This is a genomic window from Brachybacterium sp. GCM10030268 (assembly GCF_042666305.1).
Classification (GTDB): Bacteria; Actinomycetota; Actinomycetes; order Actinomycetales; family Dermabacteraceae; genus Brachybacterium.
This window is the reverse complement of the sequence record NZ_JBHTCW010000001.1, coordinates 358,683-381,826: the sequence shown is the minus strand read 5'-3', so window position 1 is coordinate 381,826 and position 23,144 is coordinate 358,683. Positions and strand designations below refer to the sequence as shown.

General features: G+C 70.8%; 19 protein-coding genes. 8 read left to right on the top strand and 11 right to left on the bottom strand.

Annotated features, from left to right (window positions below; all coding sequences use genetic code 11):
* Positions 1-99 precede the first annotated feature (99 nt).
* Entirely contained in the window at positions 100-576 is a 477-nt protein-coding gene (locus ACFQRD_RS01720) for a hypothetical protein (RefSeq protein WP_377803356.1), read from the bottom strand.
* Positions 577-727: 151 nt separating this feature from the next.
* Here ACFQRD_RS01720 and ACFQRD_RS01715 point away from each other — a divergent pair, with 151 nt between their 5' ends.
* Positions 728-2,041 carry a WXG100 family type VII secretion target gene (locus ACFQRD_RS01715; RefSeq protein WP_377803355.1) on the top strand — a complete coding sequence of 438 codons (1,314 nt, stop codon included), beginning with the start codon at positions 728-730 and terminating at the stop codon, positions 2,039-2,041.
* A 21-nt stretch (positions 2,042-2,062) separates the two neighbouring features.
* Here the strand turns inward: ACFQRD_RS01715 and ACFQRD_RS01710 are convergent, their stop codons facing one another.
* The 8 genes from ACFQRD_RS01710 to ACFQRD_RS01675 form a co-directional block, all read right to left on the bottom strand.
* Positions 2,063-2,488 carry a hypothetical protein gene (locus tag ACFQRD_RS01710; protein WP_377803354.1) on the bottom strand — a complete coding sequence of 142 codons (426 nt, stop codon included), beginning with the start codon at positions 2,486-2,488 and terminating at the stop codon, positions 2,063-2,065.
* 77 nt (positions 2,489-2,565) lie between these two features.
* Positions 2,566-5,235, bottom strand: coding sequence for a valine--tRNA ligase (gene valS, locus ACFQRD_RS01705; protein WP_377803353.1), 2,670 nt, complete (start codon positions 5,233-5,235; stop codon positions 2,566-2,568).
* Between the two features lie 71 nt (positions 5,236-5,306).
* Positions 5,307-6,353, bottom strand: coding sequence for a biotin/lipoate A/B protein ligase family protein (locus ACFQRD_RS01700; RefSeq protein WP_377020419.1), 1,047 nt, complete (start codon positions 6,351-6,353; stop codon positions 5,307-5,309).
* Between the two features lie 42 nt (positions 6,354-6,395).
* Positions 6,396-7,676, bottom strand: a complete 1,281-nt coding sequence (locus ACFQRD_RS01695; RefSeq protein WP_377020316.1) for a hypothetical protein — start codon at positions 7,674-7,676, stop codon at positions 6,396-6,398.
* Between the two features lie 118 nt (positions 7,677-7,794).
* Positions 7,795-9,372: an HNH endonuclease gene (locus ACFQRD_RS01690; RefSeq protein ID WP_377020317.1), complete on the bottom strand. Its 1,578-nt coding sequence runs from the start codon at positions 9,370-9,372 to the stop codon at positions 7,795-7,797.
* 419 nt (positions 9,373-9,791) lie between these two features.
* A complete protein-coding gene (locus tag ACFQRD_RS01685) occupies positions 9,792-10,826 on the bottom strand; it encodes an ATP-binding cassette domain-containing protein (protein WP_377020318.1) in 1,035 nt (344 codons plus the stop codon).
* Positions 10,823-11,662, bottom strand: a complete 840-nt coding sequence (locus ACFQRD_RS01680; protein WP_377020319.1) for an ABC transporter permease — start codon at positions 11,660-11,662, stop codon at positions 10,823-10,825. The genes ACFQRD_RS01685 and ACFQRD_RS01680 overlap by 4 nt, the downstream gene beginning before the upstream one ends.
* Positions 11,655-12,449: an ABC transporter permease gene (locus ACFQRD_RS01675; protein ID WP_377020320.1), complete on the bottom strand. Its 795-nt coding sequence runs from the start codon at positions 12,447-12,449 to the stop codon at positions 11,655-11,657. Before ACFQRD_RS01675 ends, ACFQRD_RS01680 begins: the two co-directional genes overlap by 8 nt.
* 123 nt (positions 12,450-12,572) lie before the next feature.
* Between ACFQRD_RS01675 and ACFQRD_RS01670 the strand changes: the two genes are divergently transcribed.
* The 6 genes from ACFQRD_RS01670 (at position 12,573) to ACFQRD_RS01645 (ending at position 18,292) form a co-directional block, all read left to right on the top strand.
* Complete coding sequence (locus ACFQRD_RS01670; RefSeq protein WP_377803352.1) at positions 12,573-13,859, top strand: dicarboxylate/amino acid:cation symporter; 1,287 nt, start codon at positions 12,573-12,575, stop codon at positions 13,857-13,859.
* Positions 13,860-13,906: 47 nt separating this feature from the next.
* Complete coding sequence (locus ACFQRD_RS01665) at positions 13,907-14,326, top strand: ArsR/SmtB family transcription factor (protein WP_377803351.1); 420 nt, start codon at positions 13,907-13,909, stop codon at positions 14,324-14,326.
* Positions 14,326-15,249 carry a cation diffusion facilitator family transporter gene (locus ACFQRD_RS01660; RefSeq protein ID WP_377020323.1) on the top strand — a complete coding sequence of 308 codons (924 nt, stop codon included), beginning with the start codon at positions 14,326-14,328 and terminating at the stop codon, positions 15,247-15,249. The genes ACFQRD_RS01665 and ACFQRD_RS01660 overlap by 1 nt, the downstream gene beginning before the upstream one ends.
* Before the next feature lie 40 nt (positions 15,250-15,289).
* On the top strand, positions 15,290-16,090 hold the full coding sequence (locus tag ACFQRD_RS01655) for an SDR family oxidoreductase (RefSeq protein ID WP_377020324.1): 801 nt from the start codon (positions 15,290-15,292) through the stop codon (positions 16,088-16,090).
* Positions 16,090-17,907: an ABC transporter ATP-binding protein gene (locus ACFQRD_RS01650; protein WP_377020325.1), complete on the top strand. Its 1,818-nt coding sequence runs from the start codon at positions 16,090-16,092 to the stop codon at positions 17,905-17,907. The genes ACFQRD_RS01655 and ACFQRD_RS01650 overlap by 1 nt, the downstream gene beginning before the upstream one ends.
* Before the next feature lie 160 nt (positions 17,908-18,067).
* Positions 18,068-18,292 (top strand): hypothetical protein, encoded by a 225-nt coding sequence (locus tag ACFQRD_RS01645; protein WP_377020326.1) that lies wholly within the window; start codon positions 18,068-18,070, stop codon positions 18,290-18,292.
* A gap of 11 nt (positions 18,293-18,303) precedes the next feature.
* Here the strand turns inward: ACFQRD_RS01645 and ACFQRD_RS01640 are convergent, their stop codons facing one another.
* Together ACFQRD_RS01640 and ACFQRD_RS01635 are read right to left on the bottom strand one after the other, a co-directional pair.
* A complete protein-coding gene (locus ACFQRD_RS01640) occupies positions 18,304-18,576 on the bottom strand; it encodes a 2Fe-2S iron-sulfur cluster-binding protein (protein ID WP_377020327.1) in 273 nt (90 codons plus the stop codon).
* Positions 18,577-18,715: 139 nt separating this feature from the next.
* Positions 18,716-19,096, bottom strand: a complete 381-nt coding sequence (locus tag ACFQRD_RS01635; protein ID WP_377803350.1) for a hypothetical protein — start codon at positions 19,094-19,096, stop codon at positions 18,716-18,718.
* A 465-nt stretch (positions 19,097-19,561) separates the two neighbouring features.
* On the opposite strand from ACFQRD_RS01635, the gene ileS reads away from it, so the two are divergent.
* Entirely contained in the window at positions 19,562-22,858 is a 3,297-nt protein-coding gene (ileS, locus tag ACFQRD_RS01630; protein WP_377803349.1) for an isoleucine--tRNA ligase, read from the top strand.
* Positions 22,859-23,144 lie beyond the last annotated feature (286 nt).

The window sequence follows — 23,144 nt, the reverse complement described above, 5'->3', positions numbered from 1 at the left end:
GGCCGCGGCTCGGGATGCTCCGCGGATCAGGGAGCAGCACGACGGCTGCCCCCGATCCGGTGTGCCCGTCACGAATCGGGCCACGGGCGTCGCTGCAGGTCAGCGTCGAGTGGAGAGCCACTCCCGGTGAGCTGCGATGAGCGCATTCCGGGCCGCGGAATGATCGGAGCCACCCAGCAGCGCCGACGGTGAGGTCGGAGAGTCCCACAGCGCCCGGACCTCGACGGAGGAGCCGTCGCGCAGCTCGGCGATCGCCACGACACGTGAGGCCCCCGGCGGGGGAGGGAGGAGCCGGTGCAGCGTGTCCCAGCGCACCGCATGCTGCCGTCCCACGAATCCCGCCCACGTGAACCCGGTCTCGTCGATCAGCAGCCGGGACCGTCGTGCGCCCCACAGCACGAACGCGCCCCCGCCGACCGCGAGCGCAGCGGGAACGAAGAGCACGAGGAACGGCAGAGCGTCCAGGGCGATGGCGAGAACGATCGCCGCGATGCCCGCAGCGACGCCAATCAGCATCACCATCGGACCGATGACGTGATTGACGCGCGAGCCCGCGCTGCGCAGTGTCGTGGACATGAGATGCCTTCCGAGGACGTGGATGGCGAGGATCGGCCCCGCGTGCGGCCACACCCTATGGGTAGTCCTCCCCATCGCGCGCGGCGGACGGCACGTCTAGTGTCGTGAGCACGTCAGGGACGAGTGCGAGGAAAAGGGGTCGGTGGGCGCGATGGCGGGATTCTACGGAGCGGACACGGAACAGCTGCGCTCGCAGGCGAGCGCCTTCGGGCAGGGCGCCCAGCGCATCGCCGATCTCGCGGACACGGCCACAGCCCTGATCGATTCGGTCGAATGGGTCGGGCCCGACGCCACCGCGTTCCGTGAGCACTGGCACGGCACGGTGAGGCCCCGGATGCTGGCGAGCGAGCACGACATCCGCGGTTCGCAGCGGGAACTGGAGCAGCACGCGACCGAACAGGACCAGGCCTCCAGCGGCGGGATGCTGTACCTGCCCTCCCTCCCCGACTTCGGCCCCTTCCCGTTCCCGTACCCCATGCCGTTTCCGATGCCGCTACCCGGCGGTCCGTTGGACCCCGGCATCCTCCGCCGTGGGCTCGGGGATGCGTTCAGCGACTGGTTCACCGGCGGTGGGGGCAGCGGTCCGCAGGGGTTCTACGGCGGCCCGGGCTACGGAGTGGGCAATGCGGCGTCCGACGGGCGTCCCGTGGGGCAGTACTCGAGCGGCGGCTCGCACTGGGACGGTCGCGAGATCGACAACGAACTCGGGTACGCCGATGGCTACGCGAACACGCGGGCCAGTGCCGGACACAGCACCACCGTGGACGCCTATGGCAACACGACCCATACAGCCGGTGCTCGCGCCGGGGCGGAGATCGGGTTCGACGAGAAGCTGAACCTGCCCGGGGGCGCGAGCTACCAGACCGATGGCCGCGTGGGGGCGGAAGCGTACGGCGAGGCCGGAGTCACGTACGGTCCGGACGGAGCCAGCGCCGGCGCCGCTGCCGGAGCAGGCGCGTACGGCGACATCCACGGCACCCTGGCCGGACCGCACGGAGCCAGTGCCACCGTGGGCGCGACCGGCTACGCGGGCGCCGAAGCTCATGCGAACGCGTATGCGCACGCGACACGCAATGACGAGGGGAACGTCAACGGCTTCACCTTCGGTGCGGACGCGGGGGCGTTCGCAGGGGCCAAAGCGGATGCCGATATCGCCAGGACATCGCCAGGCGGCTGGCTCTCCTCGTCCGCGTCGTTCGGCGTCGAGGCCGGAGCCGGTCTCGGCGGAAGCGTGGGCGGCACCGTGTCGACCGACGAAGTCGGCATTGCGGTCGGCGGGGATGTCGCCGCCGCTCTCGGCGTCAAGGCGGATCTCGCCGTGTCCATCCACCCCAATGAGATCGTCAACGACATCACGCCCGGTGACTACAACCTCGACGACGCCATCGGGGACGCGAAGGGCGCGTTCGACGGCGCCACCGAGGTGGCCGGCGACGTGGTCGGCGCCATCAACTCGTTCGACTGACACCTCCAGCGCAGCCGCTGCTCAACGCCGCGGCTGCTGGACGTTCCAGGCGTGGTGCGCCCGCTGCACTGCGGCACCTGCACGGAGGTACCACGGCGAGAGGCCGGTGCTGTCGTCGGCGCCCTGTGTCTTGCGCAGCGGGGAGACGGGCAGCACCCGACCGTCGTGCAGCTGCAGGGCGACCGCATCACCGTGATCGCCGCGTCCCGGCACGAGCACTCGGGCGACCTGGTCCCACCCGACCGTGGTGCGCGCGCCGAGCCCCGCGGTCCACGAGATCGACCGGGGCCCGACCCATGCACAGGTCCTGGTCCCGATCACGAGCACGACGATTCCCACCACGGCGATGACTCCGCCGAGGGCGAGGACCGCCAGCCCGGCGAGCACGGAGCCGCGTACGAGGTGCACCAGGCCGTAGAGCCCGCTGAACAACCCGAGAACGACCATCAGCGCGCCGAATCACATCAGACGCGTGCTGGTGGTGGACCGTACCGTGCTCATCAGACCCGCGGGGCCTCGGCCGCTCAGCTCTGCTTCTGCTTGACCGGCGGCTCTCCGAGCTCGACGTCCTCGGTGGTGATCTCTTCGACGTCCCGGGCCTCCAGCTCGAGTGCCTCGATCCGCCCCAGCGCCGTGAGGTCCGCCGAAGCCGCCTCGAGATGCGTCGACGCGGCCTGCGGGGCGACCAGCCGCACCCGAAGGATCGGCGTCTTCTGCGAGACCTTCGCATCGGACTTCAGGCGGCGCAGCGAGATCGCGGCCTGGGCCACCGTCTCCAGCAGCGCGGCATCCTGACCGGCGGAGGCCTCCCGCAGCGGAGCCGCCTCGGGCCAGGGCTGGGTGTGCACGCTCCCGTCGCGCCACCACGACCAGACCTCCTCGGTGGCGAACACGATCACCGGAGCGAAGAGGCGCAGCAGCACGTCCAGGGCGATCGCCAGCGCCGCGCGCGCCGAGGCGGCACCGGCCTCACCCGTCGGCCCGTTGCCGTGTGCGCGCTCCTTGACCAGCTCGATGTAGTCGTCGCAGAAGGCCCAGAAGAAGGGCTCCACGGCCTCGAGGCTGCGGGCGTAGTCCATGTCCTCGAACGCCGCGGTGGCCTGCTCCACGACCTGGGCGAGGTTCGCCAGCAGCGCCTTGTCCAGCGGATCGGTGAGGGCCGACGGGTCCGCCGCCAGGCGGCCGGCGGGATCGGCCGGAGCGGCACCGAATCCCAGGGCGAACTTGGAGGCGTTGAGGACCTTGATCGCCAGCCGTCGGCCGATCTTCATCTGACCCTCGTCGAACGCGGTGTCCACGCCCTGGCGGGCCCGGCCTGCCCAGTAGCGCACCCCGTCGGTGCCGTGCTGGTGCAGCAGCCCGATGGGGGTGACCACGTTGCCCTTGGATTTCGACATCTTCTTGCGGTCGGGGTCCAGGATCCAGCCGTTGATCGAGGCGTGCTTCCAGGGCAGCGCGTCCTGCTGCAGATGGGAGCGGACGACCGTGGAGAACAGCCAGGTGCGGATGATGTCGTGGCCCTGCGGGCGCAGGTCCATCGGGTACACCTTCGAGAACAGCTCCGGATCGGTGTTCCAGCCGCCGGCGAGCTGCGGGGTGAGCGATGAGGTGGCCCAGGTGTCGAGCACATCGGGGTCGGCGACGAAGCCGCCGGGCTGGTTCCGCTGGTCCTCGCTGTAGCCCTCGGGCACATCGATCGTGGGATCGATCGGCAGGGCGTCGACGGGCGGGGTCAGCACGGTCTCGTAGTCGGTCGTGCCGTCGGCGCCGACGGCGTACCAGATGGGGAAGGGCACGCCGAAGAAGCGCTGGCGGGAGATCAGCCAGTCACCGGTGAGGCCCTCGACCCAGTTGCGGTAGCGCGACTCCATGTACGGCGGGTGCCACGTCAGCTCGGTGCCGCGCTCGATGAGGGCGTCGCGCAGCCCGCCTCCGGACTGGTCGCGGCCACCGTTGGCGAGGTACCACTGGCGGGAGGTCACGTACTCCAGCGGCTTGTCGCCGTTCTCGTAGAACTTCACGGGGTGGGAGATCTTCTTCGGCTCGCCGACCAGGTCACCGGTCTCGGTGACCATCTCGACGACCTTCTTCCGGGCGCTGAAGACGGTCAGGCCCGCCAGCTCGGCGTAGCGCGCCCGGCCCTCGTCGGTGGTGATCCACGGGGCCTCGGCCACGAAGCGGCCGTCGCGGCCGATCACGCTGCGGGTGGGCAGTTCGAGCTCGCGCCACCAGGTGACGTCGTTGGCGTCGCCGAAGGTGCAGATCATGGCGATGCCCGCGCCCTTGTCCATCTGGGCGAGGGGATGGGCCATCACGGGGACCTCGACGCCGAACAGGGGAGAGGTGACGGTGGTGCCCAGCAGCTCCTGGTAGCGCTCGTCGTCGGGGTGGGCGACCAGGGCGACGCACGCCGGCAGCAGTTCGGGGCGGGTGGTCTCGATATAGACGGTGGAGTCTGCCTTCTCGGCCGCGTTCGTGCGGGTGAAGCCGATGCGGTGGTAGGCGCCGTCGCGGTCGCGGTCCTCCTGCTCGGCCTGGGCCACGGCGGTGCGGTAGGTGACGTCCCACATGGTGGGGGCCTCCGCCTGGTACGCCTGGCCCTTCTCGAGGTTCTCGAGGAAGGCGCGCTGACTGGTGGCGCGGGAGCGAGCGTCGATCGTCTGGTAGCTGTGGTTCCAGTCCACCGACAGGCCGAGCGTGCGGAAGACCTCCTCGAAGGACTTCTCATCGACCTCGGTGAGGCGCTCGCACAGCTCGATGAAGTTGCGGCGCGAGATCGGCAGCTGGTTCGCGGCCTTGGAGGACCTGTTGTCGCCGCCCTCCTGCGGAGGCGTGAAGTCCGGGTCGTAGGGCAGCGAGGGGTCGCAGCGCACCCCGAAGTAGTTCTGCACCCGGCGCTCGGTGGGCAGGCCGTTGTCGTCCCAACCCAGCGGGTAGAACACGTTCTTGCCGCGCATGCGCTGGTAGCGCACGATCATGTCGGCCTGCGAGTAGCCGAACACGTGGCCGATGTGCAGCGAGCCCGACGCGGTCGGCGGCGGGGTGTCGACGCTGAAGACCTGCTCGCGGGTGGTGTCGGGATCGAACGCGTACAGCTCCTGCTCACTCCATACGCCGTCCCACTTCTCCTCGAGGCCCTCGAGCGAGGGACGATCGGGAAGGGCAGGGTTCTGGCGCGGAGCGATATCGGTCATGGGCTCATTGTTCCAGGTCTGCCGGCCAGTGCAACGCGGGAGCATGTGGCGTGCGCGTCCCCTCGGCGGCGTCACGGCACGCGGTGGGTCCACTCCTCGGTGCCGAACTTGGTGGCCACCAGGTCTCGGGCCTTGCCGAGCTCGTCCTCGGTGTAGGCCGACTCGCGGGTGTCGTAGCGAGAGCGGAAGTGCTCGAGGAAGCCCTCGATGATCTGCTCGCGGGCCATGCCGGTCTGCGAGCGGATCGGGTCCACGCGCTTGTTCGCGCTGCGGGTGCCCTTGTCGGACATCTTCTCCCGGCCGATCCGGAGCACCTCGCCCATCTTGTCGGCGTCGATGTCGTAGGACATCGTCACGTGGTGCAGCAGCACCCCGCCGGCGAAGCGGCGCTGGGCGGCCCCGCCGATCTTGCCCTGCTCGGACGCGATGTCGTTCAGCGGCACGTAGTGCGCCCGCACGCCGATCTCGGCGAGTGCCCCCATCACCCAGTCGTCGAGGTAGGCGTAGGCCTGCTCGAAGCTCAGCCCCTCGACCAGCGAGGTGGGCACGACCAGGGAGTAGGTGATGCAGTTGCCCTGCTCCATGAACATCGCGCCGCCGCCGGTGATGCGCCGCACCACGCCGATGCCGTGGCGGGCGGCGCCCTCGGGGTCGATCTCGTTGCGCACCGACTGGTACGAGCCGATGACCACCAGGGGCGAGTCCCAGTCCCAGATCCGCAGCAGCGGGCCGCGCCGGCCGGCGGCCACCTCGAGCGGCAGCACCTCGTCGAGGGCGACGTGCATCACCGGAGCCATCGCCACCGGGCCGATCACGTCGAAGGTGAGGTCATCCCAGCTGGAGGCGTGCCCGAGCGCCCGGCGCACGGCGATGGCCACGGCCTCGGTGCTGAAGCCGATCATCTCCACCCCGTCGAGACGCGCATCGAGCGCAGCGGTGAGCTCAGCGGCGGAGGCGTCGGTCTCCATGCCGACCAGCGCCGCGTTCATGTCCTCGAGCGCGTCGTCCGGCTCGAGGAAGAAGTCGCCGAACACGTGGGCCGTGGCGATGCGGCCCTCCCGCTCCGTGACCTCGGCGGAGACCAGCTTGCCGCCACGAACCTTGTACTGACCGTGCATTACAGGGGCATCCATACCCTCATCTTCGCGCATGCGGGCGCGTCAGGCGATGGTCAGGGAGCGCAGCGCACGGTGGACCTCCCACACGAAGTCCGCGGTGGAGTGGCTCTTGCGCGGGGCGACTGCGTACGTCTCGGTGGGCCGGTCCGGGCTCTCCTCCCGGGTGACGCGAGGAATGAGGCTGTCCCACTCGCGGCTGCCGCCCACCCAGATCCGATAGGTGGCACCGGAGTCGTCCCCGCGGTACAGCAGGCGCAGCCCCATGGTGGTCGCGCTCAACGCCGGCTGCCGACGGGCCGGGGCGAGGTCGAACCCGCGGTCGCGCAGCAGCATGGGGTTGAAGATGGCCCACAGCAGCAGCCGCGCGCTCTCCACCTCCGGGGAGGCGGCGGCGCCGATCAGCTCACCCGGGGCGGGCAGGTCGCCGGTCTCGCTGCGCCAGGCCGTGCGGCGCTGGATGGTCCCCAGCCGCTCCTTCGCGGCCGCACGGTCGGCGTCGGTCTCGAGCCGGCCGATGCCGAGAGGGACTGATGTGGAGCCGGTGCGGGCGAAGCGGACCGGGCTGCCCTGCTCCACCGCGCCGAACTCCAGGCCTGTCCGCAGGCGGCTCACCCCGGCCTGCAGGTGGGCGTCGGTCTGACCTCGCCGGGTGGAGAAGTGCGGACTCGTGCCGAGCAGGGTCCGGCTGGCCTGGTGGAACACGTCGAGGTGGGCGCGGAACTCCTGCGCTGTCCGCGACTTGGTGAGCAGCCGCTTGGGATCGATCGGGTACTGCTCGACCGGTCGCCCCGCGTTCTGCCCGATCTCGCCGATGGTCTCCCACAGATGCCCGTGGCCCGAATCGGCCTTGGGCAGGTCCGTGCCCAGCTGTTCCCAGGTGGTGAGCACGACGCCCTCGGGCACGTCCTCCTCCGTGTGCCGGGCGATGGCCACGAGGAGGTGGAGGGGAGAGGAGCCGAGGGTTCGGCGCAGATCCCACAGCTCCTTGGCGCTGAAGCCGCCGCCCACGCGCAGCGCGACGGCCAGGCGCGCGCCGTCGTCGGACTTCGTGGAGCTGGGCAGCAGTTCGGCCACCAGATCCGGGGCCTTCTTGCGGAGGCGGGGAGGGGCGGCGATGCTGCCGGTGGTGTGCTCGGTGCGTGCGACTGTGCCCAGAAACGCCTCGCGGCTCTTCGGCGACATGAGGACGAACTCGAGCATGTGGCGCAGGATGGCCTCGGCCCGCGTGTTCGCGTCGTACCAGGCCTCCTGATCCGGGGCGGGCACGGACCGATCGACGGCATAGGTCAGCATCTGTCCGACAGTGGCGTACGAGCGGGCCATGTTCCTCCCTTACCTGCGGTTCCCCGGTGCGCGATGGTGGGACAGTATCGCCCGCCCACAGTCTGCATCAGTGCAGGGAGAGAGGACAGGCGTGTCGACCTGCTCGGACTCGACCGGCTCAGAACGGTGGGAGGTCGGCAGGTGCATCCCCGGCGGGCGGTTCGGGATCCGAGCGCCGGCTGCTGCCATGGACTCGCCGCTCGACATCCTCCCGGCGGCGCTGATGGGCCTGCCAGGCGACATCCAGCGCGGCGACGAGATGCGGGGTGGCGAGGTCGGTGTCCTCGCAGGTGCGGGTGCGGATCACCGAGTCGATCTCCCAGTCCGTCGTGATCGGCCCCGGGGGAGCCGTACCGGGGTCAGGACCGCGCTCAGGATCGCGCTGCGGGTCGATACGGCCTGCCGTCTTGAGCTGGTGGTGGCGCCAGCAGAGCCGGTGGAGGTTCACGAGCGTGGTCTGCCCGCCCCCTGCGGGATGCCCGTGGTCGAACTCGACGATGTGATCGTCCTCGGCCGCGAGCGCCGTGGGCCGGTGGCAGCCGGGGGCGGCGCAGACGGGATGGCGCAGGCGGAGCTGTTCGCGCATCTGAGCACTGGGCTTGTAGGTCGTCGCCGTGGTGGGGAGGTAGGCGCCGGTCGCGGGATCGGTGAGGATCCGGTGCCAGGTGCTGCCGGTCTCACCGGCCAGAGCCCGAGCCTGATCGGCGGGGATCGGAGTCGTGCCGTCGAGCATGCCGGGCGCGTCCGTCGCTCCGAGCAGGGTGAGGGCCGGCACGGTGACGTTGATCGTGACGGGCTGGGCCGTCTCCTCGACCGGGTCGATGTCCAGCACGGAACGGGTGAGGATCGCGTACCGCAGCGCGCTGCGAGGCAGAGCTCTGCCCCGGTCGCGGACGTCGTCGTCGAGGTCGAACGGGACCGGGGTCTCGCCGTCCTCCCGCAGCGCGTGGCGCTGGGCCTGCTGCACGGTGCGGGCGGAGGAGTCCAGCCGCCTCGCGAGCGCCGCGATCTCCGGGATCGGGCCGGTGATCGACATCGTCGCGGTGCCGCACTGAGGGTCGTCGACCTCGACGGTGACGTTCCGCTGCGCCTGTGGGGGAGGCGTGGGCATGTCGGCTGTGATCAGGGCGATGAGGTGGGAGAGGTGACGGTCGAACTGGGAGCGGGAGATCGACGGGAGATCCCACGTCGCGACGTGGTGGTCGGTCAGACGGATCTGCTCCTCGTCCAGGCGCCGGACCTTCCGCAGCAGGTGGTGGTGCCACTCCTCCGGAAGGTCGCCCTCACCCAGTCGGGAGAAGGTCTCGGGCATGATCTCGACCGCCAGGTGCGCGTCACGGATCATGCCCTGTGCTCTGCGGGTGGAGCAGCGCATGGCGGTGGCGATCTTCAGTGCGGCGACATAGGCGTCGTCCAGGCGCCCGGCGGTATCGGGATCCTCGGTGAAGAACTCGCTCATCGTCTCGAGCTGGGCGGCGTACGCGCGGGTGCGGTACTGCATGCGCCGGTGGAGGTGCAGCACTCGATCAGCCTGGTCGGTGTCCGGCTCGGCGTCAGCTGCGGCGATGATCCGCTCGTCGGTGAGCGGTTTGCGCGCCCTCACGGACCACACCGGGATGGGCCGGTCCGGGTCCGCTGCAGGAGGCTCGAGGGCGTCGAGCAGTGCCGGCGCCGGGTCCTGCAGCTCGCCGCCCATGTCAGCTCCTCTCCGATCGTGGCCCTGCCGTGAATGCGTGTCGCTTGCGCACCGAAAGAGTTTCACAATGCTCTGCCGCGCCCTCGTCGAATGCCTGGGAGAGTGTGTAACGGCTTTCGTGTCGGTGTAGCTTCTAGCGTACCTGTTGTGGCCATTGCGCGAAAGAGCTATCGGGGATGTGCGGAGATTTGTGGACGAGTGGTCGGTGGGGAGGACCGGAGTGATTTTCGCTCCGTCTGCGCGCCTGTCACATCACGGTCTGCTCGCGAATTCGTGCTTCTCTCCCGCGACCCGTGCCGTGAGGGTTCACCAGGAATGTCGCGACAGCCCGCGGGCGCGGGAAAATGCAGGAAAATATACGGATCGCATCTCGGTGTCAGCTTCCGGGATTCGTGTCCCGTGCGTCGGCCATGCGGTTTCTAGCCGACCCCGCCACGGGCATAGATCTGCCGCACCAGATCCTCGATGGCCGGCTCGGTCAGGGAGAGGTCACGCACCTCGGCCTGGGCATTGATCGCGGACAGCAGGGCCGGGACCGTCAGCTCCGTGCCGGAGAACCGGATGCGGTGGCGGATCCCGTCGGCCTCCACCGCCAGCTTCTCGGCCCCGCGCGGCAGGTCGAGCCCGGCCACCGGCTCGGCGAGATCCACGATCAGCTCGCGCGGTGCCCCGAGGTGCTCGCGGAACGAGTCCAGCGGACCGTCGTAGGCGACCGTGCCGGAGTTGACCACCACGATCCGCTCGCACAGCCGCTCCACGTCGCCCATGTCGTGCGTGGTCAGGAACAGGGTGGTGCCGCGCTCTTCGCGGTCGGTGCGCAGGAAGCGGCGCAGCCCTTCCTTCGAGACCATGTCCAGCCCGATCGTCGGCTCGTCGAGCACCACCAGGTCGGGGGAGTGGAGCAGAGCGGCGGCCACCTCGCCCCGCATCCGCTGTCCCAGCGACAGCTGCCGCACCGGCCGGCCGAGGAAGCCGCCGAGGTCGAGCCCGTCGACGAGCCTCTCCAGTCGCGCCTCGCGCTGACGGTCGGTGAGGCGGTGCATCGAGCCCAGGATCGTATAGCTCTCGCGCAGCGGCAGATCCCACCACAGCTGCGAGCGCTGGCCGAACACGACGCCGATCTCCCGGGTGAGCCGACGCCGCTCGGGCACCGGGTCGCGGCCCAGCACGCGCAGCGATCCCGACGTCGGCTGCAGGATCCCGGTCATCATCTTGATCGTCGTGGACTTGCCGGCGCCGTTCGCGCCGACGAACCCCACGGACTCGCCGCGGTCGATGCGCAGGCTGATGTCATCGACCGCCCGGACCACCTGGCGCCGGCGGCGCCGGGAACCGGGCACGGGAGCGCGCACGACGTAGTCGCGGCGCAGGTTCGTGAGCCAGGCGGCCGGATCGGGGCGACCACGCGCGCTGTCGGGCTGCGGGGGCTCGGGTGTGGACTGGGGGAGATTCATCCGCCGGCTCCTGTGTATCTGCGGACCCCGGCGCGCCAGAGCAGGCCGGCGACGATCCAGGCGAGGATCGCGGCGGGCAGACCCATCCAGCCGGCCCACTGCGGGACCAGCTGGGGACCGGGCAGGTCCAGCAGCGCGAGGGTGGGGGCGTAGGCGACCAGGGTCGCCGGGATGACGAAGGTGAAGAAGGCGCGCATCGGCAGGGCGAACACGGCGCCGGGCGTGGTGGCGACGTAGTTGCCGCCGTAGGTGAAGGCGTTGGCGAACTCGCGCCCGTCGACCAGCCAGAACTGCAGGGCTCCGGCCATCGTGAACAGCGCGCCGAACAGCAGCGCCCCGGCGAGCGGAGCCAGGATCGCCAGCATCACTCCGGTGGCGCTGGGCTGGAACCCGGCGAGGCTCAGGGCGACGACGTACATCGCCAGGCCCACGAGGATCCGGCCCAGGCGTCGCAGGGAGAGGTCGAGGCTGGAGATCTGCAGCAGCATCGGCACCGGGCGGATCAGCAGCGTCTCGAGCTTCCCGGAGCGGATCGAGGCGGAGAGTCCGTCGATCTCGCCGAAGAACATGTCCGCCAGGCCGAAGGCGAGGGCGCCGAGCCCGTAGACCACGGCGACCTGGGCGAGGTCCATGCCGCCGAGGGTGCCGACCTGGGCGAGGATCACCCACAGCTCGAGGAACTCCGTGGCCACGACCAGAACCTGCCCCGCGATGTCGGAGGCGAAGCTGGTGCGGAACGTGGCCTGCGAACGGATCCGTGATCCGTACAGGGTCGCGACCATCCGGGCCGTGGAGACGGGACGGTCTGTGCGCGGGGTGCGGGACGTCTCAGCCACCCTGGACCTCCACACTGCGCACGCCGGCCCGCAGCATCAGGTAGGCGGCGCCGAGGAGCGCTGCCACCCACAGCACCTGCACGCCGACCATCCCGACCGCTTCGGCGGGCGGCACCCGGCCCGAGAGCGTGTCGATCGGGGTCTGGATCATCGAGGGGAACGGCGTGGCCCGGGCGATGGCCAGCAGCCAGTCCGGGAACCACACGATGGGGATGAGGAACCCGGACAGCAGGTTCATCACGGTGGTGTAGACGACGCTCAGCCCACGGATCTCCAGCAGCCAGAACGCCGTCAGGTTCACCATCATGTCCGCCAGGAAGGCGAGGGTGATGGCCAGCAGCAGCGACAGCGCCCCCAGCAGGTAGGAGCTCGGCTCCTCGGGAAGGGCGAGACCCGTGACGATCGCGCCGACGGCCAGCGGCGGGACCCCGCGCCCCAGCAGCAGGAAGCCCGAGCGGCCGAGCTTCTGCGCGTAGTACAGTCCCAGGAACGACGTCGGGCGCAGCAGGTCGACGGCGACCTCACCCTGGTGGACCCGCTGGGAGACCTCCCGCGTGCCGAAGGCCTCGATGGGGGCGAGCAGCGCCTGGCCGAGCCAGACGTAGGTGGCCGCCTGGGCGATGCTGTACCCGCTGAGCTCGCCGCCCGCCGAGGTGATCGCCGCGAACATGATCGAGGCCCGGATGAATCCGAAGACGGTGTTGGTGAAGACGCCCGCGGCGGTCGCCATCCGGTACGTCGAGTACTGCCGGAAGGAGGCGGCGGCGATCCTCCCGTAAGCAGACACTCGCGCGATACTAGGGGGCCGTGTCGGCGGTCACAAGGGGTTCGGCGTGGTTCGACGCGATTGGTGCGGCCCGCTACTACGCTGTCCCGGTTCTCGTTCCTTCGATCGAACCGGATGATCCCCATGAGCACCGCTGCTGAGTCCGCCCGTCCCGGAACCGCCACCGGGCGGACGGACGACGATCCTCCCGCCCTGTCCCGCGCCCGGCGGCGTCTCGGGCTGCTGCCCCGGATCGTCGTCGCGATCATGCTCGGCGTACTCCTGGGCCTGGTCATGCCCGAGGCGATCGCCCGCGTGTTCACGACCTTCAACGGTCTCTTCTCCGCGTTCCTGGAGTTCCTCATCCCGCTGATCATCGTGGGCCTGGTGACCCCGGCCATCGCGGAGCTCGGGCGCGGGGCGGGACGGATGCTCGCCGCCACCGCGGGCATCGCCTACCTCTCCACCCTGCTGTGCGGGATGTTCGCCCTCGCCGTCTCCCTGCTCGTGCTGCCGCGACTGATCGGCGGCGCGGAGGTCGCCACGCTGGAGAACCCCGAGGACTCCGCGATCGCTCCGTACTTCAGTCTCGAGATCCCGCCGGTGTTCGAGGTGATGACCGCCCTGATCCTCGCGTTCTGCCTCGGCATCGGGCTCACCCTGGTCCCGCGCGGTGCGCTGCAGGAGTCCTTCGAGCAGCTGCGCACGATCGTCGTCCGCACCATCGAGGCGATCATCATCCCGCTGCTGCCGCTGTTCATCTTCGGCATGTTCCTCGGGCTGACCATGAACGGCCAGATCTGGACGGTGATCGGCACCTTCCTGGCCGTCGTGCTGCTGGTGCTGGCGATGACCGTGGTGGTGCTGCTGGCCCAGTTCTCCCTCGCGGGCTGGGCGAGCGGCCGCAACCCGCTGCGCATGCTGTGGACGATGGCGCCGGCCTACGCGACCGCGCTGGGCACCAGCTCCTCGGCGGCGACCATCCCGGTGACCATCGAGTGCACCAAGCGCAACGGGGTCCCCGCCGCGATCGCCGACTTCGTCGTGCCGCTGTGCGCGACCATCCACCTCGCCGGCTCCACCCTGAAGATCACCACCTTCGCCGTGGCCATCATGATCGTCACCGGCACGCCCCTGGACGTCGGCGCCCTGATCGGCTTCGTCGCCATGCTCGGCGTGGTGATGATCGCCGCTCCCGGGGTCCCCGGCGGCGCGATCATGGCGGCCGCGGGCGTGCTGTCCTCCGTGCTCGGCTTCAGCGAAGCCGCCGTCGGCCTGATGATCGCCGCCTACATCGCGATCGACTCCTTCGGCACCGCCACCAACGTCACCGGTGACGGCGCCATCGCCGCGCTCATGGCCCGGCTGCGCACAGGTCGCCTCCCGCAGACGGCCGAGAGTGCGCCGCGTCCGGAGATGCACGGGGTCTGACCGCCGCTCCCGTTGACGGTCCCCTCAGTCGCACGTAGCCTTCTCATATGAAAATGTCATCAGATGTGCAGGTGTCGTCGCGGGTCGGCGACGATCCCGGTGATGACCTGGTCGACCCGGGGCGGGTCGCGCTCGCCCGTGAGCGCATGCCCGCCGACGCAGACGTGGCCGACACCGCGGACGTCTTCTCCCTGCTCGGCGAGCCGAACCGGCTGGCGATGCTGCTCGCCCTCCTGGACGGGGAGCTGTGCGTGCACGACCTGGCCGCGGTGACCGGGCAGTCCGACTCCTCGACCTCGCACGCCCTGAAGCTGCTGCGCGCCCATCGCGTCGTCGCCCCGCGGCGCGACGGGCGCCGCGTCTTCTACCGGCTCGATGATCCGCACGTGCGGATGCTGCTCGATCTCGCGGTGGCCCACACCGCGCACACCGAGGCCGCCCATCCCGAACGCGAGGGGCACAGCTGATGGCTGCGGGGCACTCGCACTCCCACGGATCCGCCCATGAGGCGCTGAGCGCCGGCGGCCGCCACCGCTCGCGCCTCGCGCTCGCCGCGGTGCTGGTCGGCGCGTTCTTCCTGGTCGAACTGATCGCCGCGCTGGTCTCGGGCTCGCTCGCGCTGCTGTCCGACGCCGGGCACATGGCGGCCGACGTCCTGGTCCTGTCGGCCGCGCTCGGGGCGACCGTGATCGCGGGCCGTCCCGATCGCAGCGGGCGCCGCAGCTTCGGCCTGTACCGGGTGGAGGTCTTCGCCTCGCTGCTCGCCGTGCTGGTCATGCTGGCCGTCGCCGCCTGGGTGATCATCGAGGCGCTCGGCCGGATCGGCGAGGCGACGAGCGTCGGCACGGGGGTGATGCTCGTGGTCGGGCTGCTCGGCCTCGCGGTGAACCTCGTGGTGATGCGGCTGCTGGCCAAGGGTGCGCAGGAGAGCCTGAACGTCAAGGGTGCCTACCTCGAGGTCCTCGCCGACACGGTCGGCTCCCTCGGTGTGGTGATCGCGGCCGTGCTGGTGGCGCTGACCGGATCGACGCTCGCGGACACGGTCGTCGCCCTGGCGATCGGCGTCTTCGTCGCCGTGCGGGCGGTGATTCTGGGCCGCGAGGTTCTCGGCGTGCTCGCCCAGACGACCCCCCGGCACCTGGTCCCCGCCGAGGTCGAGGAGGACCTGGCCGGGGTCGCGGGCGTGAGCGAGGTGCACGACCTGCACCTGTGGACGCTCACCTCGGGGATGGACGTGGCGACCGCTCACCTGCGCATCGACCACGGCTGCGACCCCCACGGGGTGCTCGACGAGGCCGAGGTGCTGCTGCGTGACCGCCACGGGCTGGAGCACTGCACGCTGCAGATCGAGCCGGAGGACCACCGCAGCGACCACGAATCCGCGTGGTGAGCCCGCCGCCCGGGGCGGCGGGGATCGTATGCTCGGAGCCATGACTTCCGCCGCCGCAGCATCCGAGACCTCCGCGCCCGGCACAGCGCCGCTGACCGCCGTCGTCACCGGTGCCTCCTCCGGCATCGGCCGCGCCACCGCCACCCGCCTGGCCGCCGACGGGTGGCGCGTGCTCGCCGTCGCCCGACGCGAGGAGAAGCTCCGCGAGCTCGCCGCCGAGACCGGCTGCGAGATCCTCGCCGTCGACGTCACCGACGACGACTCCGTGGCGGCGCTGGCCGCCCGCGTCGAGGACCTCTTCGGCGGCACCCTGAACTCGATCGTCCACGTCGCCGGCGGCGCCCTCGGCGTCGATCCGGTCGCCGAGGCGGATCTGGAGAAGTGGCAGGGGATGTACGAGTCCAACGTGCTCGGCGCCCTGCGGGTCACCCGGGCGCTGCTGCCCGCGGTGCGTGCGAGCGGCCGCGGTGACGTGCTGTTCGTGACCTCGGTGGCCGCCCACGAGGCCTACCCCGGCGGCTCCGGCTACAACGCCGCCAAGGCCGGCGAGCACATGCTCGCCCGTACCCTGCGTCTGGAGCTGAACGGGGAGAAGGTGCGCGTGATCGAGGTGGCCCCGGGAATGGTCCGCACCGAGGAGTTCTCCCTGGTGCGGCTCGGTGACCGGGACGCGGCCGACAAGGTCTACGAGGGCGTCGAGAACCCGCTGACGGCCCAGGACTGCGCCGACGTCATCGCCTACGCCCTCAGCGCCCCCCACCACGTCAATCTCGACCTGGTCACCGTGCGCCCCCTCGCCCAGGCCGCCGCGCACCGGGTCGCCCGGCACCAGGGAGTCTGATGGCCCACGGGGCCGGGCCTCCCGCGGCCCGGGTCGCAGACCACCGGACGGAGCGGCCGGACCTGCGCCGGGTGCTCGCCCTGTTCCGCCCCTACCGCGGCACCCTGCTCGCCGTGCTGGCCCTGATCGCGATCGCGGCGGCCGCCGGGGTCGTCTCCCCGTTCCTGATCCGCGAGATCGTCGACGTCGCCCTGCCCGAGCAGCGCGCGGACCTCCTGGCCTGGGCCGTCGGCGGCCTGGTCGCCGTCACCATCGTCTCCAGCGCCCTCGGCGTCACCCAGGCGATGCTGTCCACGCGCGTGGGCCAGGCCGTCATGCACGACCTGCGCGTCTCCCTGTACGGGCACCTGCAGCGTCTGGGCTTGGGTTTCTTCACCCGTACCCGCACGGGAGAGATCCAGTCCCGCATCTCCTCGGACATCGGATCCATGCAGGCCGTGGTCACCACGGTCATGACCCAGATCGTCTCCGCCGGCGCCGGCGTGGTGATGGCTCTGGTCGCGATGGTGGCGCTGGACTGGCGGCTGACTCTGTTCTCGCTCATCGCGCTGCCGCTGGCGGTGTGGATGAACCGGCGGGTGGGGCGCCGCCGGCGGGTCATCGTCCGCACCCGGCAGGAGAAGGCCGCGGATCTCTCCGCGGGCATCCAGGAGTCGCTGTCCGTCTCCGGCGTGCTGCTGGGGCTGACGATGGGGCGCTCGCAGGCGCTGACGGAGGCCTTCACCGCGGACTCGCGCGAGCTCGCCGACCTCGAGGTGCGCTCCGAGATGGCCGGCCGCTGGCAGATGGCCGTGTTCACCACCGTCATGGCCCTGTTCCCGGCGCTGACCTACTTCGTCGGCGGCCATCTGCTGTTCCGCGACTCCGGGGGAGGGGGCGTCACCATCGGCACCCTGGTCGCCTTCATCGCCCTGCAGTCCAGCCTGTTCCCCCAGATCAACGGCCTGCTGCGGGTCGCCACCCAGATCAACAGCTCCCTCGCCCTGTTCACCCGCGTCTTCGAATACCTCGACATCCCGGTCACCGTCGACGACGCCCCCGATGCCGTCCGGCTCGACGTGGCCCGGGTGCGCGGCGAGATCCGCTTCGAGAACGTCTCGTTCGCCTACCCCGAGGCGGACGAACCGGCGCTGCGGGGCCTGGACCTCGTCGTCCCCGCCGGGAAGCACACGGCCGTGGTGGGCACCACCGGATCCGGCAAGACCACCACCGGATATCTCATGGCCCGCCTCTACGACCCCGATTCCGGTCGCATCACCCTGGACGGTCACGACCTCCGCCAGGTCGCCCGCGAATCGCTCGCCGAGAGCCTCGGGGTGGTCACCCAGGAGACCTACCTGCTGCACGCGACCGTCGCGGAGAACCTGCGCTTCGCCCGGCCGGACGCCCAGGACGAGGATCTCGAGCGCGCCTGCCGGATCGCCCAGATCCACGAGCACATCGCGGGCCTGCCCGACGGGTACGCCACCGTGGTGGGCGAGCGCGGGTACCGGTTCTCCGGCGGCGAGAAGCAGCGTCTCGCGCTGGCCCGCGCCATCCTCCGCGACCCGCCGGTGCTGCTGCTGGACGAGGCGACCTCCGCGCTCGACGTCGCCACCGAGCGGGCGATGTCCGGGGCGCTCGGCGCTCTCGCCCGCGGGCGCACCACGGTCTCGATCGCCCATCGGCTCTCGACCGTCCGCGACGCCGATCAGATCCTCGTCATGTCCCACGGCGAGATCATCGAGCGCGGCACCTTCGCGGAGCTGGTCGCCCGCGGTGGCGCGTTCGCCCAGCTCGCCGCGCAGGATTCCTCCGGCCAGGGCGCACTGCGGTAGCCCGGCGCAGCCCGGTCGGCGCGCCGCCTACGACCAAAGGGGGAGAGGGATCTCCACCGCTGGCGGGATGTGCGGGAGCGGCCCGCGGAGCGAGGATCGGAGCATCGCCGGGCGCACCCGCCCGGCGGTGACCACAGCTCCGAGCGGACAGGACGCCATGATGGCGATGACGCACCCCGACGACCCCTCGTCCCGGCACCGCGGCGGCAAGCCCGCCGCCGGCCGACCGGTCCTGTTCGTGCTGCTGCTGGGGCTGGCGGCGGTCGGGGTCCTCTGGCTGCTGGTGGCGGGCCCGAGCATCACCGTGCCGCTCGCCGTGGCCTCGGCAGCGGGACTGATGGCGCTGGTGGGCCTGACCTGGGTGGTGGCCGGGCCGCGACTGTGACGAGCGAGCGCTCAGACGTCGATCTCGATCTCGCCCTCGCCACGGGAGACGCAGGTGATCATCTGATCATCCTTCTCGTCGTCCATGAGGAACTCGTCCATGTGCTCCACCTCGCCGGAGACCAGGGGGACCACGCAGGTGCCGCACACGCCGCCCTCGCAGGAATAGTCCATCGGGATGCCGGCGTCGAGCAGCGCTTGCAGGAGGGATTGCCCTTCCTGGACCTCGACCGTCATGCCCGACTTCAGGCACTTGGCGGTGAAGGGCTCTCCGAACAGCGACATGGGTGCTCCTCCAAGCTGGATCGTCCCGACGCCCGGGATCTGTGACGTCGGCGGGAACGCGCCCACCAATATCCCACGCCGGCGGCTCAGGCGAACAGGACCGGCCGCCCAGCGTGAGCCCTGTCTCAGCATGGCGGGCTCAGGCGGCGTTCCCCTCCTGGCCCTCGCCGTGACCGTCCTCCTCGTCGTCCTCCTGGGATCGGGGCGGTGCGGGGGCTGCCGCGGAGCCGGGGGTGGGCGAGGCGACGGAGGCCCGGTCGCCGTGACCGGTCGAGCCGGTTGCACCGGTGGTCGGGGCCGACGGGCTCAGGGCGAGCGCGGCCGGACCGAAGCTGAGGACCAGCATGGCGGTGGCGCCGAGGGCTGCGGCACCGGCAGTGGCCCGGTCGCGCAGGCCGCGATGGGCCGCAGCGCTCCCGGCCTCGGAGAAGGTGCCCTCGGGCAGTCCCGCGCACTCCTCCGCCCCAGGGATGTGCGACGAGGGGCGCGGACGATGCGCAGGGCGTGACTCGTCCTCCATGTCGGTTCCTCCTTCAGGGACCTGCCGGCGATTTGCCGATGGGCCCATCCCATGGCCTCGACCTGAACTGCGGCTGTGCACGCGGCGCGGTTTCTCTGTGCCCCGCGGCGCCGGGACCCGGTTCCGCCGTGGGCCGAGTCGCCGTGTCATCCGCATCTCCTGCCCTCGCCGCCGCGTGACCGGTCCGCAGGCGCCGCGTACACTGGCCGCCATCGGCATCGACCCGGCCATCACCGGAGAGCCGCGGGAAGAACCGCCCGGCCGCCCGCACGCGGGCGCGGGCCCAGTAGAACCCGCCGGGACCAGCCCGTCACAGCTGAGGAACGAGGGGACGTCCCGTCGGCCGTCGGCCGGCGCAGGGCGTCAACCGGGGTGGTACCGCGCCACCGGCTCCGGCCGGCAGCGTCCTCGGACAGCGAGATGTCCCAGCCGCCGTCCCCAGTTCTCCCCTCGGAGGTCCGCCCCATGGTCTACCCGGTCACCGGAGGCCCGCTCGTCCCCTCTGTGAATCTGCCTGCGCTCGAGAACTCCGTCCAGGAGTTCTGGCGGGCCGACGACACCTTCCGCGCCTCGATCGCCCAGCGCGAGGGCTCTGAGGAGTTCGTCTTCTACGACGGGCCGCCCTTCGCCAACGGCCTGCCGCACTACGGCCACCTGCTGACCGGCTTCGTCAAGGACGTCATCCCGCGCTTCCGCACCATGTGCGGCTACAAGGTCGACCGCCGCTTCGGCTGGGACACCCACGGCCTGCCCGCCGAGCTCGAGGCGATGCGCGAGCTGGGGATGACCGAGAAGTCCGAGATCGAGGAGATGGGGCTGCAGGCGTTCAACAACGCCGCCCGGAACTCGGTGCTGAAGTACACCAAGGAGTGGGAGGACTACGTCACCCGCCAGGCCCGCTGGGTGGACTTCGAGAACGATTACAAGACCCTCGACGTGTCCTACATGGAATCCGTGCTGTGGGCCTTCAAGACCCTCCACGACCGCGGCCGGGCGTACGAGGGCTACTACGTGCTGCCGTACTGCTGGAAGGACCAGACGCCGCTGAGTGCGCACGAGCTGCGCATGGACGAGGACGTCTACCAGGAGCGTCAGGACCAGACCGTGACCGTGACGTTCCCCTTCACCGGGGAGCGGGCCGAGGAGCTGGCACTGGCGGGCGTGAAGGCCCTGGCCTGGACCACCACCCCCTGGACCCTGCCGACGAACTTCTCCCTCGCCGTCGGCCCCGAGCTGGACTACGCCGTGGTGCCGGCCGGCCCGCTCGGCGCGGCCGACGGGACCGCCGCCGGCGAGGGACGCTTCCTGCTGGCCGCCGACCTGGTGGGCGCGCACGCCAAGGAGCTCGGCTACGAGGACGCCGACGCCGCCGTCGCGGCGATCGAGGAGCGCCGCTTCACCGGTCGCGAGCTGGAGCACGTCACCTACGAGCCGCTGTGGACCGTCTACTCCGAGGACCGGGAGCGCTGGGGTACCCAGAACGCCTGGATCGTCACCGTCGCCGACTACGTCTCCACCGACGACGGCACCGGCGTGGTCCACCAGGCCACCGCCTACGGCGAGATCGACCAGCAGGTCAACGCCGAATACGGCATCCCGGTCATCGTCTCCGTCGACGACGGTGCGCAGTTCCTGGACTACTTCGCCGGCACCGACCTCGACGAGATCGCCGGGCTGCAGGTGTTCGAGGCGAACCGGCCCCTGATCCGCAACCTCCAGCGCGCCGGCCGCCTGCTGCGCGAGACCAGCTACGTCCACTCCTACCCGCACTGCTGGCGCTGCCGGACCCCGCTGATCTACAAGGCCGTCAGCTCCTGGTACGTGAAGGTCGCCGACCAGCGCGAGCGCATGCTCGAACTGAACGAGCAGATCGACTGGGTGCCGGGCAACGTCAAGGACGGCCAGTTCGGCCGGTGGCTCGAGGGCGCCCGGGACTGGGCGATCTCCCGCAACCGGTACTGGGGCTCGCCGATCCCGGTGTGGAAGAGCGATGACGCGAACTACCCGCGCACCGAGGTCTACGGCTCGCTCGCCGAGCTCGAGGAGGCCTTCGGCACCCTGCCGCGCGACGAGCACGGCGAGGTGAACCTCCACCGTCCCTACATCGACGAGCTCACCCGGCCGAACCCGGACGACCCCACCGGCCGCTCGACGATGCGCCGCGTGAGCGAGGTGTTCGACGTCTGGTTCGACTCCGGGTCGATGCCGTACGCCCAGGTGCATTACCCCTTCGAGAACGCCGAGTGGTTCGAGTCCCACAACCCGGCGGACTTCATCGTGGAGTACATCGGGCAGACCCGCGGCTGGTTCTACACCATGCACGTCCTCTCCACCGCGCTGTTCGACCGGCCCGCGTTCTCCAGCGTGATCTGCCACGGCATCGTGCTCGGCGAGGACGGGCAGAAGATGTCCAAGTCGCTGCGCAACTACCCCGACGTGCGCGAGATGTACTCGACCTACGGGGCCGACGCGATGCGCTGGTTCCTCATGTCCTCGCCGATCCTGCGTGGCGGGAACCTCATCGTCGACGAGCCCAAGATCCGCGACGCCACCCGCCATGTGGTGCTGCCGCTGTGGAACGTCTGGTACTTCCTGGCGCTGTACGCCAATGCCGCCGGGGACAAGGACGCCGACGGGCGGCCGGCGGGGTACCGGGGACAGGCGCGCTATGACTCCGACGACGTCATGGACCGCTACCTGCTGGCCCGTACCGGCGATCTGGTGCGCGGGGTCAAGGGGTCGCTGACCGCGCTGGCGATCGCCGACGCCGCCGAGCAGATCCAGGACTACCTGGACATGCTCACCAACTGGTACGTGCGCCGCTCCCGCGACCGGTTCTGGGAGGGCGACGCGCAGGCCATCGATGTGCTCTCGACCTGCCTGGAGGCCCTGTGCCGGGTCACCGCACCGCTGCTTCCCATGGTCACCGAGGAGATCTGGAAGCAGCTGACCGGCGGGCGCTCCGTGCACCTGACCGACTGGCCCGATGACGCCCTGTTCCTGCGGGACGAGCACCTCGTCGCGCAGATGGACGACGTCCGCCACATCGCCAGCGTCGGCAACTCGCTGCGCAAGAAGGAGCAGCTGCGGGCCCGGCTGCCGCTCGCGGAGCTCACCGTGGTCCACCACGACCCAGCCTCGCTCGAGCCGTTCGCCGCGCTCATCGCCGACGAGCTGAACGTCAAGCACGTGCGCCTGCTGGACGTCACCAGCGAGGAGGCCCAGGGGATGGGCGTCGAGCAGCGCCTCGTCGTCAACGCCCGCGCCGCCGGACCGCGCCTGGGCAAGCAGGTCCAGGCCGTGATCAAGGGATCCAAGAGCGGCGACTGGTCCGTGGACGAGACCGGCCGGGTCACCTCCGGCGGCATCGCCCTGGAAGACGGGGAGTACTCCCTGGACCTGGTCGCGGGGGAGACCTCGGCCATGGAGGGGCGCGTGGTCGGCGTGCTGCGCGGCGGGGACTTCCTCGCCCTCGATACGCGGGTCAGCCCCGAGCTGGAGGCCGAGGGCACCGCCCGCGACGTGGTCCGGGCGATCCAGTCCGCCCGCCGAGAGGCGGGCCTGGACGTCTCCGACCGGATCCGCCTGACCGTGGACGGCGACGAGGCGGTGACCTCCGCGGTCGCCGCGCACCGGGACCTGGTGGCCGCGGAGGTGCTCGCCGTGGATCTCGCGGTGCCGGCCGCCGCTGCCGAGGGCGCGCACAGCGCGAGCGAGACGGTCTCCGGGGGCACCGTCACGGTGTCCGTGGCACGCGCCTGAGGCCGCACCGGGCCGGGGCGGTGGGCGAGCTGTTCGCCGTCCCGGCCCGGTGTGGCGCTTCTCCAGGTCCGCTCATGGCCTCACGGCAGGGCCACGCTTCCTGCAGGCCAGGCGCCCGAGCCGGTGAATTCGGCGTGGCGTCTGGGTTGCAAGTCGGCATCAGCTGGTCAGAGCGAAGATGCGTAACCGCCGCGCCGCCCTATGCTGAGCACGGATCCATCCCCGGGATCCCTGACCTCGGAGATCACGATGGTTCTCGCCTCTTCCTCGTCGCGCCCCCTCGCGC

Bases quoted from the DNA above. Each gene is read 5' to 3' on its own strand.
- ACFQRD_RS01720 (WP_377803356.1), bottom strand. From the start codon at position 576: ATGTCCACGACACTGCGCAGCGCGGGCTCGCGCGTCAATCACGTCATC.
- ACFQRD_RS01685 (WP_377020318.1), bottom strand. From the start codon at position 10,826: ATGAATCTCCCCCAGTCCACACCCGAGCCCCCGCAGCCCGACAGCGCG.
- ACFQRD_RS01660 (WP_377020323.1), top strand. From the start codon at position 14,326: ATGGCTGCGGGGCACTCGCACTCCCACGGATCCGCCCATGAGGCGCTG.
- ACFQRD_RS01655 (WP_377020324.1), top strand. From the start codon at position 15,290: ATGACTTCCGCCGCCGCAGCATCCGAGACCTCCGCGCCCGGCACAGCG.
- ACFQRD_RS01670 (WP_377803352.1), top strand. From the start codon at position 12,573: ATGAGCACCGCTGCTGAGTCCGCCCGTCCCGGAACCGCCACCGGGCGG.
- ACFQRD_RS01700 (WP_377020419.1), bottom strand. From the start codon at position 6,353: ATGCACGGTCAGTACAAGGTTCGTGGCGGCAAGCTGGTCTCCGCCGAG.
- ACFQRD_RS01645 (WP_377020326.1), top strand. From the start codon at position 18,068: ATGGCGATGACGCACCCCGACGACCCCTCGTCCCGGCACCGCGGCGGC.
- ACFQRD_RS01650 (WP_377020325.1), top strand. From the start codon at position 16,090: ATGGCCCACGGGGCCGGGCCTCCCGCGGCCCGGGTCGCAGACCACCGG.
- valS (WP_377803353.1), bottom strand. From the start codon at position 5,235: ATGACCGATATCGCTCCGCGCCAGAACCCTGCCCTTCCCGATCGTCCC.
- ACFQRD_RS01715 (WP_377803355.1), top strand. From the start codon at position 728: ATGGCGGGATTCTACGGAGCGGACACGGAACAGCTGCGCTCGCAGGCG.
- ACFQRD_RS01690 (WP_377020317.1), bottom strand. From the start codon at position 9,372: ATGGGCGGCGAGCTGCAGGACCCGGCGCCGGCACTGCTCGACGCCCTC.
- ACFQRD_RS01635 (WP_377803350.1), bottom strand. From the start codon at position 19,096: ATGGAGGACGAGTCACGCCCTGCGCATCGTCCGCGCCCCTCGTCGCAC.
- ACFQRD_RS01640 (WP_377020327.1), bottom strand. From the start codon at position 18,576: ATGTCGCTGTTCGGAGAGCCCTTCACCGCCAAGTGCCTGAAGTCGGGC.
- ACFQRD_RS01695 (WP_377020316.1), bottom strand. From the start codon at position 7,676: ATGGCCCGCTCGTACGCCACTGTCGGACAGATGCTGACCTATGCCGTC.
- ACFQRD_RS01710 (WP_377803354.1), bottom strand. From the start codon at position 2,488: ATGGTCGTTCTCGGGTTGTTCAGCGGGCTCTACGGCCTGGTGCACCTC.
- ileS (WP_377803349.1), top strand. From the start codon at position 19,562: ATGGTCTACCCGGTCACCGGAGGCCCGCTCGTCCCCTCTGTGAATCTG.
- ACFQRD_RS01665 (WP_377803351.1), top strand. From the start codon at position 13,907: ATGAAAATGTCATCAGATGTGCAGGTGTCGTCGCGGGTCGGCGACGAT.